This window comes from Pedobacter glucosidilyticus DSM 23534 (assembly GCF_000425145.1).
Taxonomy (GTDB): Bacteria; Bacteroidota; Bacteroidia; order Sphingobacteriales; family Sphingobacteriaceae; genus Pseudopedobacter; species Pseudopedobacter glucosidilyticus.
This window is the reverse complement of sequence record NZ_AULF01000032.1, coordinates 36,238-50,570: the sequence shown is the minus strand read 5'-3', so window position 1 is coordinate 50,570 and position 14,333 is coordinate 36,238. Positions and strand designations below refer to the sequence as shown.

At 33.9% G+C, this 14,333-nt stretch carries 18 protein-coding genes; 5 read left to right on the top strand and 13 right to left on the bottom strand.

What is annotated here, in order from left to right; all coding sequences use genetic code 11:
- Window positions 1-141: 141 nt before the first annotated feature.
- From H510_RS0110875 to H510_RS0110865, 3 genes are all read right to left on the bottom strand, one after another.
- Complete coding sequence (locus tag H510_RS0110875) at window positions 142-732, bottom strand: hypothetical protein (RefSeq protein ID WP_211226568.1); 591 nt, start codon at window positions 730-732, stop codon at window positions 142-144.
- Window positions 729-1,283, bottom strand: a complete 555-nt coding sequence (locus H510_RS0110870) for a hypothetical protein (protein ID WP_026904356.1) — start codon at window positions 1,281-1,283, stop codon at window positions 729-731. Before H510_RS0110870 ends, H510_RS0110875 begins: the two co-directional genes overlap by 4 nt.
- A 264-nt stretch (window positions 1,284-1,547) precedes the next feature.
- The gene (locus H510_RS0110865) at window positions 1,548-1,898 is read right to left on the bottom strand and encodes a DUF2116 family Zn-ribbon domain-containing protein (RefSeq protein ID WP_026904355.1); all 351 of its coding nucleotides are present in this window, start codon (window positions 1,896-1,898) and stop codon (window positions 1,548-1,550) included.
- Window positions 1,899-2,095: 197 nt separating this feature from the next.
- Between H510_RS0110865 and H510_RS0110860 the strand changes: the two genes are divergently transcribed.
- The 4 genes from H510_RS0110860 to H510_RS0110845 all read left to right on the top strand — a co-directional run bounded on the left by H510_RS0110860 (window position 2,096) and on the right by H510_RS0110845 (window position 4,774).
- Complete coding sequence (locus H510_RS0110860) at window positions 2,096-2,434, top strand: single-stranded DNA-binding protein (protein ID WP_026904354.1); 339 nt, start codon at window positions 2,096-2,098, stop codon at window positions 2,432-2,434.
- Between the two features lie 230 nt (window positions 2,435-2,664).
- Window positions 2,665-3,396, top strand: coding sequence for a 3-keto-alpha-glucoside-1,2-lyase-like domain-containing protein (locus H510_RS0110855; RefSeq protein ID WP_026904353.1), 732 nt, complete (start codon window positions 2,665-2,667; stop codon window positions 3,394-3,396).
- Window positions 3,397-3,766: 370 nt separating this feature from the next.
- The gene (locus H510_RS0110850) at window positions 3,767-4,240 is read left to right on the top strand and encodes a ribonuclease H-like YkuK family protein (protein WP_026904352.1); all 474 of its coding nucleotides are present in this window, start codon (window positions 3,767-3,769) and stop codon (window positions 4,238-4,240) included.
- A gap of 48 nt (window positions 4,241-4,288) precedes the next feature.
- A complete protein-coding gene (locus H510_RS0110845; RefSeq protein ID WP_026904351.1) occupies window positions 4,289-4,774 on the top strand; it encodes an SRPBCC family protein in 486 nt (161 codons plus the stop codon).
- Between the two features lie 4 nt (window positions 4,775-4,778).
- Here H510_RS0110845 and H510_RS0110840 read toward each other — a convergent pair whose 3' ends face one another.
- The 9 genes from H510_RS0110840 to H510_RS20695 form a co-directional block, all read right to left on the bottom strand.
- The gene (locus H510_RS0110840; protein WP_026904350.1) at window positions 4,779-5,351 is read right to left on the bottom strand and encodes a MarC family protein; all 573 of its coding nucleotides are present in this window, start codon (window positions 5,349-5,351) and stop codon (window positions 4,779-4,781) included.
- Window positions 5,352-5,507: 156 nt separating this feature from the next.
- A complete protein-coding gene (locus tag H510_RS0110835; protein WP_026904349.1) occupies window positions 5,508-6,959 on the bottom strand; it encodes an amino acid permease in 1,452 nt (483 codons plus the stop codon).
- 48 nt (window positions 6,960-7,007) lie between these two features.
- Window positions 7,008-7,730 (bottom strand): pseudouridine synthase, encoded by a 723-nt coding sequence (locus H510_RS18705; protein WP_051291155.1) that lies wholly within the window; start codon window positions 7,728-7,730, stop codon window positions 7,008-7,010.
- Between the two features lie 76 nt (window positions 7,731-7,806).
- Window positions 7,807-8,508 carry a thioredoxin domain-containing protein gene (locus tag H510_RS0110825; RefSeq protein WP_026904348.1) on the bottom strand — a complete coding sequence of 234 codons (702 nt, stop codon included), beginning with the start codon at window positions 8,506-8,508 and terminating at the stop codon, window positions 7,807-7,809.
- A 142-nt stretch (window positions 8,509-8,650) separates the two neighbouring features.
- Window positions 8,651-9,298 carry a YdeI/OmpD-associated family protein gene (locus H510_RS0110820; protein ID WP_026904347.1) on the bottom strand — a complete coding sequence of 216 codons (648 nt, stop codon included), beginning with the start codon at window positions 9,296-9,298 and terminating at the stop codon, window positions 8,651-8,653.
- Between the two features lie 262 nt (window positions 9,299-9,560).
- A complete protein-coding gene (locus tag H510_RS0110815) occupies window positions 9,561-9,884 on the bottom strand; it encodes a type II toxin-antitoxin system PemK/MazF family toxin (protein WP_026904346.1) in 324 nt (107 codons plus the stop codon).
- Window positions 9,875-10,120, bottom strand: coding sequence for an AbrB/MazE/SpoVT family DNA-binding domain-containing protein (locus tag H510_RS0110810; protein ID WP_026904345.1), 246 nt, complete (start codon window positions 10,118-10,120; stop codon window positions 9,875-9,877). Before H510_RS0110810 ends, H510_RS0110815 begins: the two co-directional genes overlap by 10 nt.
- Before the next feature lie 364 nt (window positions 10,121-10,484).
- Window positions 10,485-11,174: an Abi family protein gene (locus H510_RS19620; RefSeq protein WP_245584823.1), complete on the bottom strand. Its 690-nt coding sequence runs from the start codon at window positions 11,172-11,174 to the stop codon at window positions 10,485-10,487.
- Window positions 11,105-11,377 (bottom strand): hypothetical protein, encoded by a 273-nt coding sequence (locus H510_RS20695; protein ID WP_051291153.1) that lies wholly within the window; start codon window positions 11,375-11,377, stop codon window positions 11,105-11,107. Before H510_RS20695 ends, H510_RS19620 begins: the two co-directional genes overlap by 70 nt.
- A 371-nt stretch (window positions 11,378-11,748) precedes the next feature.
- Between H510_RS20695 and H510_RS18695 the strand changes: the two genes are divergently transcribed.
- Entirely contained in the window at window positions 11,749-11,952 is a 204-nt protein-coding gene (locus H510_RS18695; protein ID WP_036692606.1) for a hypothetical protein, read from the top strand.
- Here the strand turns inward: H510_RS18695 and H510_RS0110795 are convergent.
- On the bottom strand, window positions 11,939-14,182 hold the full coding sequence (locus H510_RS0110795; protein ID WP_026904344.1) for a sodium-translocating pyrophosphatase: 2,244 nt from the start codon (window positions 14,180-14,182) through the stop codon (window positions 11,939-11,941). The two genes, H510_RS18695 and H510_RS0110795, sit on opposite strands and share 14 nt — an antisense overlap.
- Window positions 14,183-14,333: the final 151 nt, after the last annotated feature.

Here is a 14,333-nt window from a genome sequence, read left to right as displayed (position 1 = left end):
CCATAACGTTTTGGCGCTTGGCGAAGAAGCGGATTTCGAAGCACTAAACTGTCTGCCAGCACTGAACTTGATACGAAGCACAAGTTGTCATTTAAGTACTGAACCCGCTTTTTTGCCAAACGCCTGTTATCGGGTCGGCCTTCATTTCTGTTTGTAATATCCAATTTCATTTCTCATCATTTTTTCCATTTCTTGCCACAGTTGACCCATTAAAACTGTCCGATTGCTGTGTCCAATATTTTCAAGTTCCGAAGCAGTCAAGTTTATGTCTTTGTTTATTGATATTTTATTCAAAACTATTTGAAATTCATCATTGTAATCATTCGCAATTTGTTTGTATTGTTCTATTTTGGGTAGTAGTTTGTCACTACATACAAGTTTTAATTTGTTCAACTCTTGATTCAAAATCATTAAAGGCTGAACAGATTTTCTTGTAAAATCAATAAGCTCTGAATTAAAATCGATCAATGCTTGATTTATTTCTTGTTCGTCACCATTGATAAGTTTTGAGTAGAATTCTGTTGTGATGCCATAAATCATTTTAGGGTCAGTCCGCATATTTTGACTTATTTCGTCTGCCTTATTCATAAATGTAGAATAAACTTCAAATCTTTTTTCAAGTGCCTTATCTCGCTTTTGATTTTGTCTTGTAAGGATAAACTGAACAATACCCCAAGTCCAACCAAGCAGACCAAGAACTGCAAGAATAATATCTTTAGTTTCTATGTTCATTGTTCCGTTTTAGTTTTGATGTGATTATTTCTAAATGGAAACTCTCGTAGGCAATTTTCCCAAAATATCTCTCCGTTTATTTCCGATAAGTGTTCTTTGAAAAATCCAACTGTTTCTTTTTTCATTGTGTCAATTGCATCAGAAAACTTGTCAATAAATAATAGCTGTGGTTCAGATGGTTTTCTTCCTTGATTCATTGCATAAAAAATGTCTCTCGGGTGCAAATGATAGCGACACCAACTTAAACAATTTCCAATTAGTTTTGGGTAGCGAGTCAAACTTTGGAATTTTTCATAGTTGTCTTTGTAATAAGTATAGCAAACCATATCCGTCAAAACTGTAAAGAAAAGAGCAACACCGAAATACTCTTTTTCGTCTTTGTCCAAAAAGTCCAAGTGATTTTTTGAAGTGGTCAATCTTTCGTGTTGAATTGAAAAAATTTGTTTTTTGTCTTTGTCTTCGTGAAACCTACTATCATCTGGAATTGTCGAAAAGAACTGGTTAATGTCTTGTCGAAATTTTGAATTGTAATATGTTTTGAAGTCTGTCATATATTTCCTGTGTCGTCTTTTAGGCTGCCCGATAACTAGTAAATATCCCCTATCCTATAGCGCATATTTTTCGATTAAGCTTATGATTAATAAAAATTGAAATCGATAAAATAGGTATAAACTCATAAGGATAGATAAACTTCTGCCATAAAGATATATAATTAATTAGAAATTATAATGAAGATTGAAATGATGATAAAAAAAATTCAAAAGGAAAAAATAAAAATTCATCTTTAAAGTCAGTATGTGTGTATACTCCACCTCCTACTCCACATTCCTCACCAACAAATACCAGTTATTTTCCAAAGGCAGATAACCATAATCATAACAAAAGGTATATACGCTGCCTTTTTGGGTGGTTAGTTGATGGGTGTGGTAAGAAAAATTAAAACCCGCTTTTTGCAATTTTTCTAAGGTGGTTTTAGTTTTTCCTTCGGGATTTAGCTTTTCCAAAATCTTTTTATTACGCAGTAAAATAGCGTTTACCGTTTTTATAAAACTGTTGTTTTTGTTTTTATTCTTGTTATTATGATTACTGCGGCATTGGTCATCGCAAAATTTCTTATCAATTCTGCCCATAATAGGCTTACCACAGTCTAGACAATTTTTACTCATAGGTTATAAGTTTAAACACTAAGATAATACTTAAGTTGATTTAATCAAATTATCCGTGTATACCCGGATATATACGGATATATCCGTTTAATATCCGGCTAATTTTTTGGATGCTCCACATCTTTGTATCGTCGGTTGCAATGATGCTAACTGGTCATTAAACATCAAGAAACATTAACATTTTAAAAATTAAGATCATGAGTACTTTAAAAAACAACGTAACATTAATTGGATTCTTAGGCGCTAACCCAGAAGTAAAAGAGTTGTCAAAAACTAAGAAAAAATTGGCTCGTGTAAGCATTGCTACCAACGAGACCTATAAAAACGATAAAGGAGAAAAAGTAGAGGAAACCCAATGGCATCAATTGGTTTTTTGGGATAAACAAGCTGGTATTGCAGAAAAGTATTTGAAAAAAGGTAGTGAAGTGGCTATTTCCGGAAAACTGGTTAATAATTCTTATACAGATAAAGAAGGTATCAAGCGTTACTCTACTGAAATTGTAGTAAGCGAAATTTTAATGCTAGACAAGAAGTAGCATCTATATACTAGCTATCATAGAAATATAAAGAGAGGTTGTATATCGGTATGGTTATACAGCCTCTTCTCTATTAAATGATTTAGGCTAAAGAAGCTCTTTTAAAATCAAAATTGAGTTTTAAAATATTTTCTTTGATTCTTTGCTGTATTTCAGATGCTATTGGTTACTTTAGCTATCAGTAGCCACAACCCCGGGTGGCTTTGTTAAACCTATTCATCAAAAATAAAATGAAGAAAATTTTTATTGCACCATTACTGCTATGCAGTGTGCTAGCCTTATCAGCTATGCGAAGTACTATCGGGGAAACTCAAAAAATGTTTGAGCAAGCAAGGGTTAAGAAAGAAAAAGAGGTTCCTATTGCGAAAAAAGGTAAACTCCTTTTTAAGGACGATTTTAACAACGGCATGGTTTATTCTAAGGAATATCAACAAGTGGCTGATGGTTGGCGGGTACGGGCTAATCATGCCAAATGGAAGCAAGAAAATAATTCGGTAAAAAGCATTTTTGAAAGTGGTCACATGCCTGTACTTACCTATGAAGGTAATTTTAAAGATGCCATTATAGAATTAGAGTTTAGATTTTTTGCACAAGAAGGTAAATGGTCTGCTTGTAGAATTTCTGCAACAAACCCTCAGCTTAATCCAAGAGCTTATGCAGCTTCTGTTTGGGCAAATGCTAACAATACTGGGCGGGCATTAGGTATGGTATTAGAACATGATGAATGGAAACCAGGTGTTATCACTACCGTGATGAACAAACCAGCTAATTTTGAACCAGGGAAATGGTATACCTTACGTTTAGAACTCATGGGTGATGTTGTAAGAGCCACCTGTAATGGTGTTACTGTTATTGGAACTCACGAAAAATTTGGAATACCTAAAAATAGCATCTCTCTAGGTGTTGGTACCAGTCCACATGAATTAAGAAAGTTTAGGGTTTATGAGGCTTTAAAAAAATAGCAAGTAGAAGCTTTTTTGATTTTTATATTTCTACCATTTTACCAGTCGTAAAATACGGTTTATAGTTATTTATACTGCCAAGATTAATAACTATAAACCTTTAAACATATCAGGAAACCAGTATCTGTTACTTAAAATAGATGAAGTAAGGATACGTACTTGCTGTACCTGAATAAGATTTTAAAAATTAACATGAAAAGATGCCTATCTCACAAATTATAATTACACAAACCTTAGTAAAAGCGTATTGTTAATAAACTAATATTTGTTAACAATTAAATAATAAGAATTTTATAAAAATATGAAAATCAATTACTTAATTTTATGGACCATTAAAATCATGGTCAAATAAACTTTAATAAAGAATTATATGACCTGGAAAAAATTTAGCGGAGAAGTGATTCATTCCTCCATCCTTGAAGAAGTAGAAAAAGTTATTGAAAGAGAATATGAGGCAGGTAACAAACTAAAAGTTTGTATCGGTACAGATTCTCAGGTAAAAGGTAACATTACTGATTTTGCTACTGTTATTGTATTTTTAAGAGAGCAAAAAGGCGGTTTCATGTTTATTCATCAAGAAAGAAGTACACAAAAAATGAGCATTAAAGAAAGAATGCTAACGGAGGTTCAAAAATCTATTGAAACTGCTTACACTTTATGTGATTTACTAGACTTATATGATGTAGACTTGGAAGTTCATGCTGATATTAATACCAACCCTCAATTTAAGTCTAATGCTGCTTTACATGAAGCTATGGGTTATATCTTAAGTATGGGTTTTGTATTTAAAGCTAAACCAGAAGCTTTTGCCAGTTCTGCTTGTGCCAATAAGATGGTACAATAATAATAACAAAGGCAAACTTTAGATACGAATGTTTGTTTAAACATTTGTATGAAAACTTACACACTAAACTTTAGTCAGAAATTACCTATTAGCTTAGCACAAGCTTGGGACTTTTTTTCTTCGCCTTTAAATTTGGCAAAAATTACGCCTCCGGGTATGAATTTCATTATCACATCTGATTATACAGCACAAACAAAGATGTATGAAGGTATGATCATTACCTATAAAGTTTCTCCATTGTTTGGGATTAAAATGGATTGGATGACTGAAATAACAGCAGTTAAAGAGCATCAATATTTTATTGATGAGCAACGTTTTGGTCCATTTAAATTTTGGCATCACGAACACCATTTTGAAGAAATTGAGGGAGGGGTTTTAATGACGGATAAACTGATGTATGGAATTCCGTTTGGCCCTATAGGTGTTTTAGCTAACGCTGTAATAGTTGGTAAACAAACTCGTGAAATTTTTGAGTTTAGAGAGCAGGCTGTAAATAATTTATTTGGAAAGTACGAGTTGCCTGTTCTTGCTTAGCATTTTACAAGCCCGTATTATTTCTAAAAAGTTTTATGGCAATTGCTAATAGAATAATACCAAAGGCCTTTCTTAAAATATGCAAACCTGTTGTACCAAATAATTTTTCTAACCGTAGCGTGTTTTTCAAAATGATATAAACAAACAAAATATTTAAAAAAATACCTACAACAATATTTTGTGTTTGATATTCTGACTTTAGAGAAAGCAAGGTAGTCATGGTACCAGCACCTGCAATTAGAGGAAAAGCTAAAGGTACAATAGATACGGTTTCAGGAATTTCTTCTTTAAAGAAGTTAATTCCTAAAATCATTTCCATAGCGATAAAAAATATTACTAAAGAGCCAGCTATTGCAAAAGATGATATATCTAAACCAATAATTTTGAGTAGTGCTTCCCCAACAAATAAAAAGATAATCATCAAAACTAAAGCAACTAAACTAGCTTTTTCAGATTGTATATGACCGGCTTTTTGTCTAAGCTGTACAATAACAGGGATAGAACCTAATATATCGATGATGGCAAATAAAATCATCGTTACTGATAAAATCTCGTTAAAGTTGAAAAAGCTGTTCATAACAAAATAGGTTTGATAAAATTAAAGAGGATGCCTCAATTTAACGTTTGTATGTTAAGCAGAGTCGAAGCATTTTCTGAGTAAATCAAACAATATTTCGACTAAGCTTCACGCAATAATTACGCTGTTTAAGACATTCTCTTTTCTATTTCTTAATTATTCGTTTGTTTTTTCCGGATTTCTGAGTAATGAATGTTTTCTGCTGTAAGCAAAATAAATGATAATACCTAAAGCCATCCATATTAATAAACGCTCCCAAGTATGCCAAGGTAAACCCTGCATTAAGTATAAACAAACTAAAATACCTAAAATTGGTACCACCGGAAATAAAGGTGTTTTAAAAGGTCTAGGAATATCTGGATTGGTATACCTTAACACTAAAATACCACCACATACGATAACAAAAGCTAATAAAGTACCAATAGAAACTAGTTCTCCTAATAAATTTATAGGCGCAAAACCTGCCATTAACATCGCAAAAAAACCTGTTAATATGGTGGTGATGTATGGTGTTTGGAATTTAGGATGAACTTTCCCGAAAAATTTAGGTAATAAGCCATCTCTAGACATAGAATAAAATATACGTGGTTGCCCCATAAGCATCACCAATATTACTGAACTTAAACCTGCAATAGCACCAATTTTAATTGGAAATCTTAACCAAAATAAACTTTCGCCACCTGCATTTACAGCTACTGCCACTGGATCAGGTACATTTAAATCTTTATAATTAACCATACCTGTCATCACTAAACCAACCAGAATATAAATGATAGTACAAATAATTAAAGAGCCTAAAATACCTCTAGGCATATCTTTTTGAGGATTTTTTGCTTCCTGTGCAGCTGTAGAAACAGCATCAAAACCAATATAAGCGAAAAAGATAATACCAGCACCACGTACTATACCATCAAAGCCAAATGCGCCCGGCCCTTCTGAGGCAGGAATAAAAGGAATTAAATTATCTTTATTGATATAAAATAAACCAAAACCTATGAACAATAAGATGACAGCTACTTTAACTACCACAATGATGTTGTTAAACTTGGCTGATTCGCTGATACCAACAACCAGTAAAGTGGTTATGATAGCTACAATAAATATAGCAGGAAAATTAATGACAGCACCTGTAGCAGTAAAAACACCGGTTGTAGAATCGTAATTATATGGGGCCTGAGCAATAGAAGCAGGTATGCTTATACCAAAATCTTTGAGGAAACTAACCATATAGCCCGACCAACTTACGGCTACCGTTGAGGCGCCAAACAGATACTCTAAAATTAAATCCCAACCAATGATCCATGCAATAAACTCGCCCATGGTGGCATAGGCATAGGTATAAGCAGAGCCTGCAATAGGAATCATAGATGCAAATTCTGAATAGCATAAGCCTGCAAAAGCGCAGGCAACGCCAGCCAAGATAAATGATAATACCACCGCCGGACCAGCATGTTGCGCTGCTGCTGTACCCGTTAAAGTAAATATACCTGCACCTATAATAGCTCCTATACCTAAAGAAATTAAATTATTTGCAGTAAGGGTTCGTTTTAAACCGCCCTCGGTCTGCGTTTCTTTCATTAAAATAGCTAGTGGTTTCTTATTAAACATAAAGTATCTCTGTTTTGGATTGTTTGTTTATCTAATATAGATTAAATTTTAGCAAAATAGATGAGCACCAAATAATTTTTCTAATTCTTGATGGTTAAAGTTTAAAAAACTTAAGGTTCTTATAAATTCTGGCTGTAGGTTGGCCTTTAGATGAATATCTTCCTGACTAATAGGATGTTTAAAGTGTAAATAGGAAGCGTGTAATAGCATGCTCTCCATTTGAAAATGTTCTTTAAAAAACTTGTTTTGTTTGTTGCAACCGTGTGGTCTATCGCCAATAATGGGATGGAAAATATGAGCAAAATGTCTTCTCAATTGGTGCATACGCCCGGTTTGTGGTTGCGCTTCCACCAAAGCGTATCTAGAAGTTGAATGTTTACCTATTGCTAACGGAATTTCTGTTCTGGCTATAGTTTTAAAATAGGTAATGGCATCCTGTAAAGTACCGTTTTCTTTTTTCAGTGGATAATCAATCAAAAGTTCATCAGGGCTATGGCCGCGTAATACAGCCAGATACTTTTTTTGGACTTTATTCTCCATAAACTGTTGCTGCATTAATCTATCCGTTTCTTTGTTTAGAGCGAAAAGAAGTAGACCACTGGTTTTTCTATCTAAACGGTGCACCGGCCATACGTGTTTTTGCAGCTGATCCCTCAACAATTGTAAAGCAAACTCTTCTGCATTTCTGGCTATTGGCGATTGATGTACCAATAGACCATGAGGTTTATTGATGGCTACTAAATACTCATCTTGATAAATAATCTCTAGCATGGCTCGCAAATTATGAATATTTAGCCTCTTATTAGATTTGTGAAATGGTAATTGGCAATTTTGAATGAAGTTTTTTTTAATTTAATTGCTTTAGTACTGCTTCCTTTTCAATAAAACCCATATTGCTCCATATCATGTTTTGATTTTTATAAAGTTGCAAAACAGGCAATGCACTTACGCCAAGTTGTTTACATAACTCCTTACTATCATCAGCATTGATGCGTAATACCACAACTTTAGCTTCCATATCTGTTGCAATTTCTTTTAGATAAGGTTCCATTTTTTTGCAAGGGGCACACCAATCTGCATAAAAATCAACCAAAACTAACTTATCTGTATTTAAAAGATTTTGAAACTGAGTTAGATTTAAACCTAGATTTTTACTTTTTTCGCCAACTTCTGGTAAACCTTGGCTTCGCCATTTCATTAAGCCACCTTGTAGTTCATAAACCTCTGAAAAACCCTTAGCTCGCATTTGTGCTGCTGCAGAAGCACTTCTTGCCCCACTTAAACAGTAAACAAATACGGGCTTTGTTTTATCTATTGTGGATATTTGTTGTTGAAAATTACCTGCAGAAAAATCATAATTTTTGGCATCCTTTAAATGACCCGAAGAAAATTCTTTTGCAGTTCTAACATCTATAATTGGCGCATCAGATAATTGCTCTCTTTTTGATATAAAATCTTTTGCCTCAAGTACGTACCCATTTTTAGTTTGTGCATTTACACTAGAAAAAATGAATAAGCAAAGCCATATTGGATATAAAATCGTTTTCATCTAAAAAATTTAATATGATGTTTGTTTTTAATAATAGCTAATGTGCTTTATTAATCACTTATTTTACAAAGTTGCAGTATTATGGTTTATGTTTTTGTAATATCTGTGTTTCGAAAATGGCAATAGCTTAAGCTAAAGTTATTTAGTTAACGCGTTTTTTATATTCATCGTGTAAACCTACACCATTTAAGATTTGAGTTTTATACTTTTCTATCCTGCTGCTACGGGTTTGACTTTGTTTGGGTTGCGAGAAATGAATGATATAAGCTCTTTGCCGGCCAGGAGTTAATGCGTTAAAGGCGCTCTCAAAAGCTTTGTCATCTTGAAAAGCCTCTATCAATTCTTCTGGAATAGGTTCTGGATTTTTTTTAAGCTCTACTTTTTGTCCGCTTTCTTCTAAAACGATGGCTTCTTGTATATAAGTTGTTAGGATAGCTTTTACTCTTTCAATTTCATCAACGCTTCTAAACCTGATGATTCTGGCTGCTTGTATATTACCTTGTTGTTGTAAGATTTGATTTTCATCTTTTAATAAAGCGCCTTTAAAAAAGCCAATATTTGCCGATTCTTTTAAGGCATTTACCAGAATTACATTTTTACCTTGATGGGTATAAACCGGAGCTCCCCATTTTATTTCCTCTGTAAGGCCAGTTTCTAAAACAATCTGCCTGAGTAGCTCAAGTTCTTCCCGCCAATTATTGACTTTACATTTAGGGGTAGCGCCATATTTACAACGCATACAACCATCTATTAAATATTTATCAACTTGTGGGTTTAGTACTATACTCATGAGGGGGGATTTTATATAGATGTTTTATTTATTAGGATGAAAATAAATAAAAATTTGGTTTTTCTTTAATAAAGACAAGCCTTGTTTTCAATAACAGCAGGATATTTAAAAGGTGTTCTTATGACCAATCTTACTATAACGCTCTTGTTAATTAAAGAGAAATAGTTTCATCCTAAAATCATATAGGAGAAGTTTTGAGAGATTTAACAGATTAAGAATTTACTGTTTTAATTGTGGAAAATTGTATGTAGGCAGACATGCTTTAATCAACAAACGTTTCTCTAATCACACGTTTACATTCAAGTATTTCATTCTCTGTAAGCGAACCAAACTTTTTTATGATACGAATTTTATCTATTGTTCTTATTTGATCAATTACAACCCAACCTTCTTGATTATTGTGTTTTACTTTTACTCTGGTTGGATATCTTCTGCTTGAAGAAGTCATTGGTGCAATAACAACAGTTCTTAGATTGTCATTAATTTCATTTGGTGAGATAATTACACAAGGTCGTGTTTTTTGTATTTCACTACCCAAAGTTGGGTCGAGATTAACCAAAACTATCTGATACTGTTTCACTTCCATTCTTCAAAGTTTTCATCCTCAAAAACATCGTCTATTAGAAGCTGGTCATCACCATTTTCATGCATCTTTTGAAATGCTTTATCCCAGCCTTTACGAGGTTCAGAAATTGGGCGCAAAATGATTTGTCCTTTTTCAAGAATCAATTCTATTTTATCTGTGATGTTGTACTTTTCTAAAATTGCTTTGGTTAACCTAAGCCCCTTTGAATTTCCTATTTTAATGATTGAAACTTCCATAACTATTATTTATGTAATTACAAAGTTATTACAAATAGTTCTATTCACAAAGTTTTTGAGGCTAACATTTTGCTAATTACCTTTTACAGTTAGTACTTACATCTGTATCTAAGATTGCGCAATTAGCTTATGTTTTGTTTAAGGGATCTTATTTGTGGCTTAAAGTACAAGAAGCCTCTGCCAGCTCGTGTTGGTCCTTCATTCTTGCACCATCTTAATTGATTATCAATTGAATTCCTAAGCTCTATTTCTAAAATAGAAAAACAAGGTAAAATGATTCAGAAATAGCAATTTTAGCTTTAAAAAACTTTGGTATATGATGTAAACACTATTTAATATCCTATTTTTTAATAGCTACCATAAGTTATTTCCATAGTTCCTCGTCTAACCAATTTTTAGGAAAGCCCATTTCTTTTGTTTGTGCCAAAGGGCAAGTTTTCATTAAGTTTTCAAGTCTTTTATTAAATGTAGAAACTGGACTTATCAGTTTTAAAACATATTCAATGCAAGATAATGCTGCATAAAGTTTGTTTGTATAGATTGATTTATTTCTCAAAAAAGTATGGGTCGGATGAGTAGGAAGTTTTATTGGTATGAGTCTTCTGTTCCAAACTCTTCCGTGATGAGCACAAATGTTTCTCAATGTACTAAAGCAAAGTATCCAATTTTCTAAAACAGAAACATCCTTAAGTCCAAAATGAGAGGTTATGGCAATTTTTTCTGGACTCTTTTTTAAATTCTGAAAGATTTTTGAGATTAAGCCCATACTGCTTACTTCTAAGCTCATCCAACTTGGTGGTTCTGTGGGGTTGGTATATTTATTTTTGTAGTGGTCAATAAATGTTTCGTTACTTCTGTCTATTTCTTTTTGCAAACTATCTAAATGATTTGCAAATCTCATCGGATCTCTGTAAAGCTCGGGTTTTAGTTGCCAATGACTACCATGTTTCAGAGCAAAGTGATAAATGATTTGAGTTCGTAATGCTATTTCAATTTTTTCAATTGCATCAAAAATGAGTAAACGTAGTTTTCGATCAAAAACATAAAGTTCAATAATTTGCTCAAATGTAACTTCAACATTAAAGGCTGGTTGGATTTAGAATTATCTTGAAATGGGTATGTGTATGCTCTTAAACGGTAATAACTGATGTTAGTAAGGTAATTTTGAGCTTTTGTTTCGTTATCAAACTTAAGATTACGTCCTTTAAGTTTTTCTATTTGTTCAGAAACTGTAATAGGTAACTTATCGTATTTCATGCCCGTGTTGAAATTAAGTTAACCCTATAAAAATCGAAAACCAGCCCGGGTGCGCTGTTCAAATGGGAAGCGTGGCTGGTATTATTAAATGTAATAATACAGTATATTTTTGTAAAATTAATAGTCATAATCATTTTTTTTTGTCTGGTAAATAAATCACCTGTTAGTATTGATAGCAAGATTTATTTTTTGGCTAGCATCCTTATAGTTTTTATAAACTATAACTAATAATACTACAAGCGCATATTTTCCTATTAAATTCAGTACACAATAAGAGTTAAATATTGATTATCCAGTCGGCACTATGATCAAAAGGCAGATTTAACTTTATCAATAAAGATATATAATTAATTCAAAAGGGAAAATTCAAAATGGAAAATTCAAAATGGAAAATTCAAAATGGAAAATTCAAAATGGAAAATTCAAAATGGAAAATTCAAAAGGGAAAATTCGAAAGGGAAAATTCAAAGGAAAAAATTACAAAAGCATCAAAATCTTGTTCCAAACAAAAAGAGGATGCCTTTTTAAGAACATCCTCTTTTCTAAAATTATTGATAACCATTACTTATGCTTAAACCTATCAGCCATACCAGGTTTTGCGCAACATGCTTTTACCTCGCCAGTTTTCATGGCGGTTTGGCAATGTTCTGTTTTGGCTTTAACCTGTGCTGTTGGCATAGTAGCGTTAATGGCTATGTAAGGTGCAATTACCAAAGATACAATAGACATTAATTTGATTAAGATGTTCATAGATGGGCCAGAGGTATCTTTAAACGGATCGCCTACGGTATCTCCAGTTACTGAAGCTTTGTGTGGTTCTGATTTTTTATAGTACATCTCGCCATTGATTAAAACACCTTTCTCGAAAGATTTTTTAGCGTTATCCCATGCACCGCCTGCGTTAGATTGGAAAATCCCCATTAACACACCTGATACGGTTACACCTGCTAATAAACCTCCTAATACTTCTGGACCAAAAATGAACCCTACCACAACTGGAGTAATTAAGGCTATGGCACCTGGCAACATCATTTCGCGGATGGAGGCTTTGGTAGAAATAGCAACGCATTTTTCATACTCGGGCTTGGCTTTATATTCCATAATACCTGGTATCTCGCGGAATTGTCTGCGTACTTCTTGTACCATATCCATAGCGGCTCTTCCTACGGCTTGTATACATAGGGCTGAGAATATGAAAGGAATCATCCCACCTACAAATAAACCTGCTAAAACTGGTGCTTTGTAAATATCGATAGCATTTATACCAGCTATACCCACAAAAGCAGCAAAAAGTGCTAGTGAGGTAAGTGCAGCAGAGGCGATAGCAAAACCTTTTCCGGTTGCTGCTGTGGTATTCCCAACGGCATCTAAATTATCGGTACGCTCGCGTACTTCTGGAGGTAATTGGCTCATTTCTGCTATACCACCGGCATTATCCGCAATAGGGCCAAAAGCATCAATAGCTAATTGCATGGCGGTTGTAGCCATCATACCTGCTGCTGCAATAGCTACTCCGTATAAACCAGCGAAGTAATAAGAGGTCATGATACCAGCTGCTAATACCAAAATTGGGATTACGGTTGATTTCATACCTACGGATAAGCCTGCGATGATATTGGTTGCATGCCCAGTTGAAGATTGTTGTACGATAGAGTCTACCGGAGCTTTACCCATAGCGGTATAATACTCGGTAACGATACTCATGATGGTACCTACCACTAAACCTACAATAATAGCATAAAATACATTGATGCTTGAAAACTCATAACCTCTAAGATTTAAGGTTTCTGGTAGCATCCACATCACAATAAAATAAGAAGCTATTCCGGTTATCACGATAGATGACCAATTGCCTAGGTTTAAAGCGTTTTGTACGTTAGAGGTTTCGTCTTTAATGGTTACAAACCATGTCCCGATGATAGAGAAGATAATACCTAAACCACAAATAACCATAGGTAATAATATAGGCGACATGCCACCGAAATTATCAGTTTTAGCATCGATTTCTTGTCCTAATACCATGGTTGCCAATATAGTTGCTACGTAAGAGCCAAATAAATCGGCCCCCATACCGGCAACATCACCTACGTTATCGCCTACGTTATCGGCAATGGTAGCAGGGTTACGTACATCGTCTTCAGGGATTCCCGCTTCTACTTTACCAACTAAATCTGCACCTACATCGGCAGCTTTGGTATAAATACCACCACCAACGCGAGCGAAAAGCGCAATAGACTCTGCACCTAAAGAGAAACCTGTTAATACTTCAATAGCTGTTTTTACGGTATGTTCACCTAAATCGGCAAAAATGGAGAGGAAAATGATAAACAAACCTCCTAAACCCAAAACTGCCAAGCCAGCAACGCCTAAGCCCATTACGGTACCACCAGTAAAAGAAACTTTTAATGCTTGTTTTAAGCTAGTACGAGCCGCATGTGTTGTTCTTACATTTGCTTTTGTAGCTACACGCATACCAATATAACCTGCTGTTGCAGAGAAAACTGCACCAATAACAAAGGCTATAGAAATGATCCAGCTAGAATGTATTTCTTTTCCGTTAACTTCATGTATTGAGCCCGAGTAAGCTAAAAGAATACCTGCAAATAATACGAAGATGCTTAATACTCTCCATTCTGCTTTTAAAAATGCCATAGCACCATCTGCTATGTAGCCAGCAAGCTCGGTCATTTTTTCATCCCCTGAAGGCTGCTTAGATACCCAAATGGATTTAGAAATCATCACGAGAATACCAATAAGTCCTAATATTGGTACAACATAAATTAAATTAGTTTGTAAGAATTCCATACATGTAATCGGTTTTTTTTAAGGGTTTATAATTGTAATATACCAAATTTAGCAGGGTATTTGATAAAAGCAAATTTTTAGGGATATTATTATAACTGTGTGTATAGCTTTTTAAGCAAAAAAAAGAAGCGAAATTATAAATATCGCTTCT

Excerpts from the sequence above, each read along its gene's own strand:
- H510_RS0110860 (WP_026904354.1), top strand. The coding sequence starts at position 2,096 with ATGAGTACTTTAAAAAACAACGTAACATTAATTGGATTCTTAGGCGCT.
- H510_RS0110810 (WP_026904345.1), bottom strand. The coding sequence starts at position 10,120 with ATGGAAGTTTCAATCATTAAAATAGGAAATTCAAAGGGGCTTAGGTTA.
- H510_RS0110825 (WP_026904348.1), bottom strand. The coding sequence starts at position 8,508 with ATGAAAACGATTTTATATCCAATATGGCTTTGCTTATTCATTTTTTCT.
- H510_RS0110795 (WP_026904344.1), bottom strand. The coding sequence starts at position 14,182 with ATGGAATTCTTACAAACTAATTTAATTTATGTTGTACCAATATTAGGA.
- H510_RS18695 (WP_036692606.1), top strand. The coding sequence starts at position 11,749 with ATGGAAAATTCAAAATGGAAAATTCAAAATGGAAAATTCAAAATGGAA.
- H510_RS18705 (WP_051291155.1), bottom strand. The coding sequence starts at position 7,730 with ATGCTAGAGATTATTTATCAAGATGAGTATTTAGTAGCCATCAATAAA.
- H510_RS0110850 (WP_026904352.1), top strand. The coding sequence starts at position 3,767 with ATGACCTGGAAAAAATTTAGCGGAGAAGTGATTCATTCCTCCATCCTT.
- H510_RS0110865 (WP_026904355.1), bottom strand. The coding sequence starts at position 1,898 with ATGAGTAAAAATTGTCTAGACTGTGGTAAGCCTATTATGGGCAGAATT.
- H510_RS0110835 (WP_026904349.1), bottom strand. The coding sequence starts at position 6,959 with ATGTTTAATAAGAAACCACTAGCTATTTTAATGAAAGAAACGCAGACC.
- H510_RS0110875 (WP_211226568.1), bottom strand. The coding sequence starts at position 732 with ATGAACATAGAAACTAAAGATATTATTCTTGCAGTTCTTGGTCTGCTT.
- H510_RS0110815 (WP_026904346.1), bottom strand. The coding sequence starts at position 9,884 with ATGGAAGTGAAACAGTATCAGATAGTTTTGGTTAATCTCGACCCAACT.
- H510_RS20695 (WP_051291153.1), bottom strand. The coding sequence starts at position 11,377 with ATGAAATACGATAAGTTACCTATTACAGTTTCTGAACAAATAGAAAAA.
- H510_RS0110855 (WP_026904353.1), top strand. The coding sequence starts at position 2,665 with ATGAAGAAAATTTTTATTGCACCATTACTGCTATGCAGTGTGCTAGCC.
- H510_RS0110820 (WP_026904347.1), bottom strand. The coding sequence starts at position 9,298 with ATGAGTATAGTACTAAACCCACAAGTTGATAAATATTTAATAGATGGT.
- H510_RS0110845 (WP_026904351.1), top strand. The coding sequence starts at position 4,289 with ATGAAAACTTACACACTAAACTTTAGTCAGAAATTACCTATTAGCTTA.
- H510_RS0110870 (WP_026904356.1), bottom strand. The coding sequence starts at position 1,283 with ATGACAGACTTCAAAACATATTACAATTCAAAATTTCGACAAGACATT.
- H510_RS0110840 (WP_026904350.1), bottom strand. The coding sequence starts at position 5,351 with ATGAACAGCTTTTTCAACTTTAACGAGATTTTATCAGTAACGATGATT.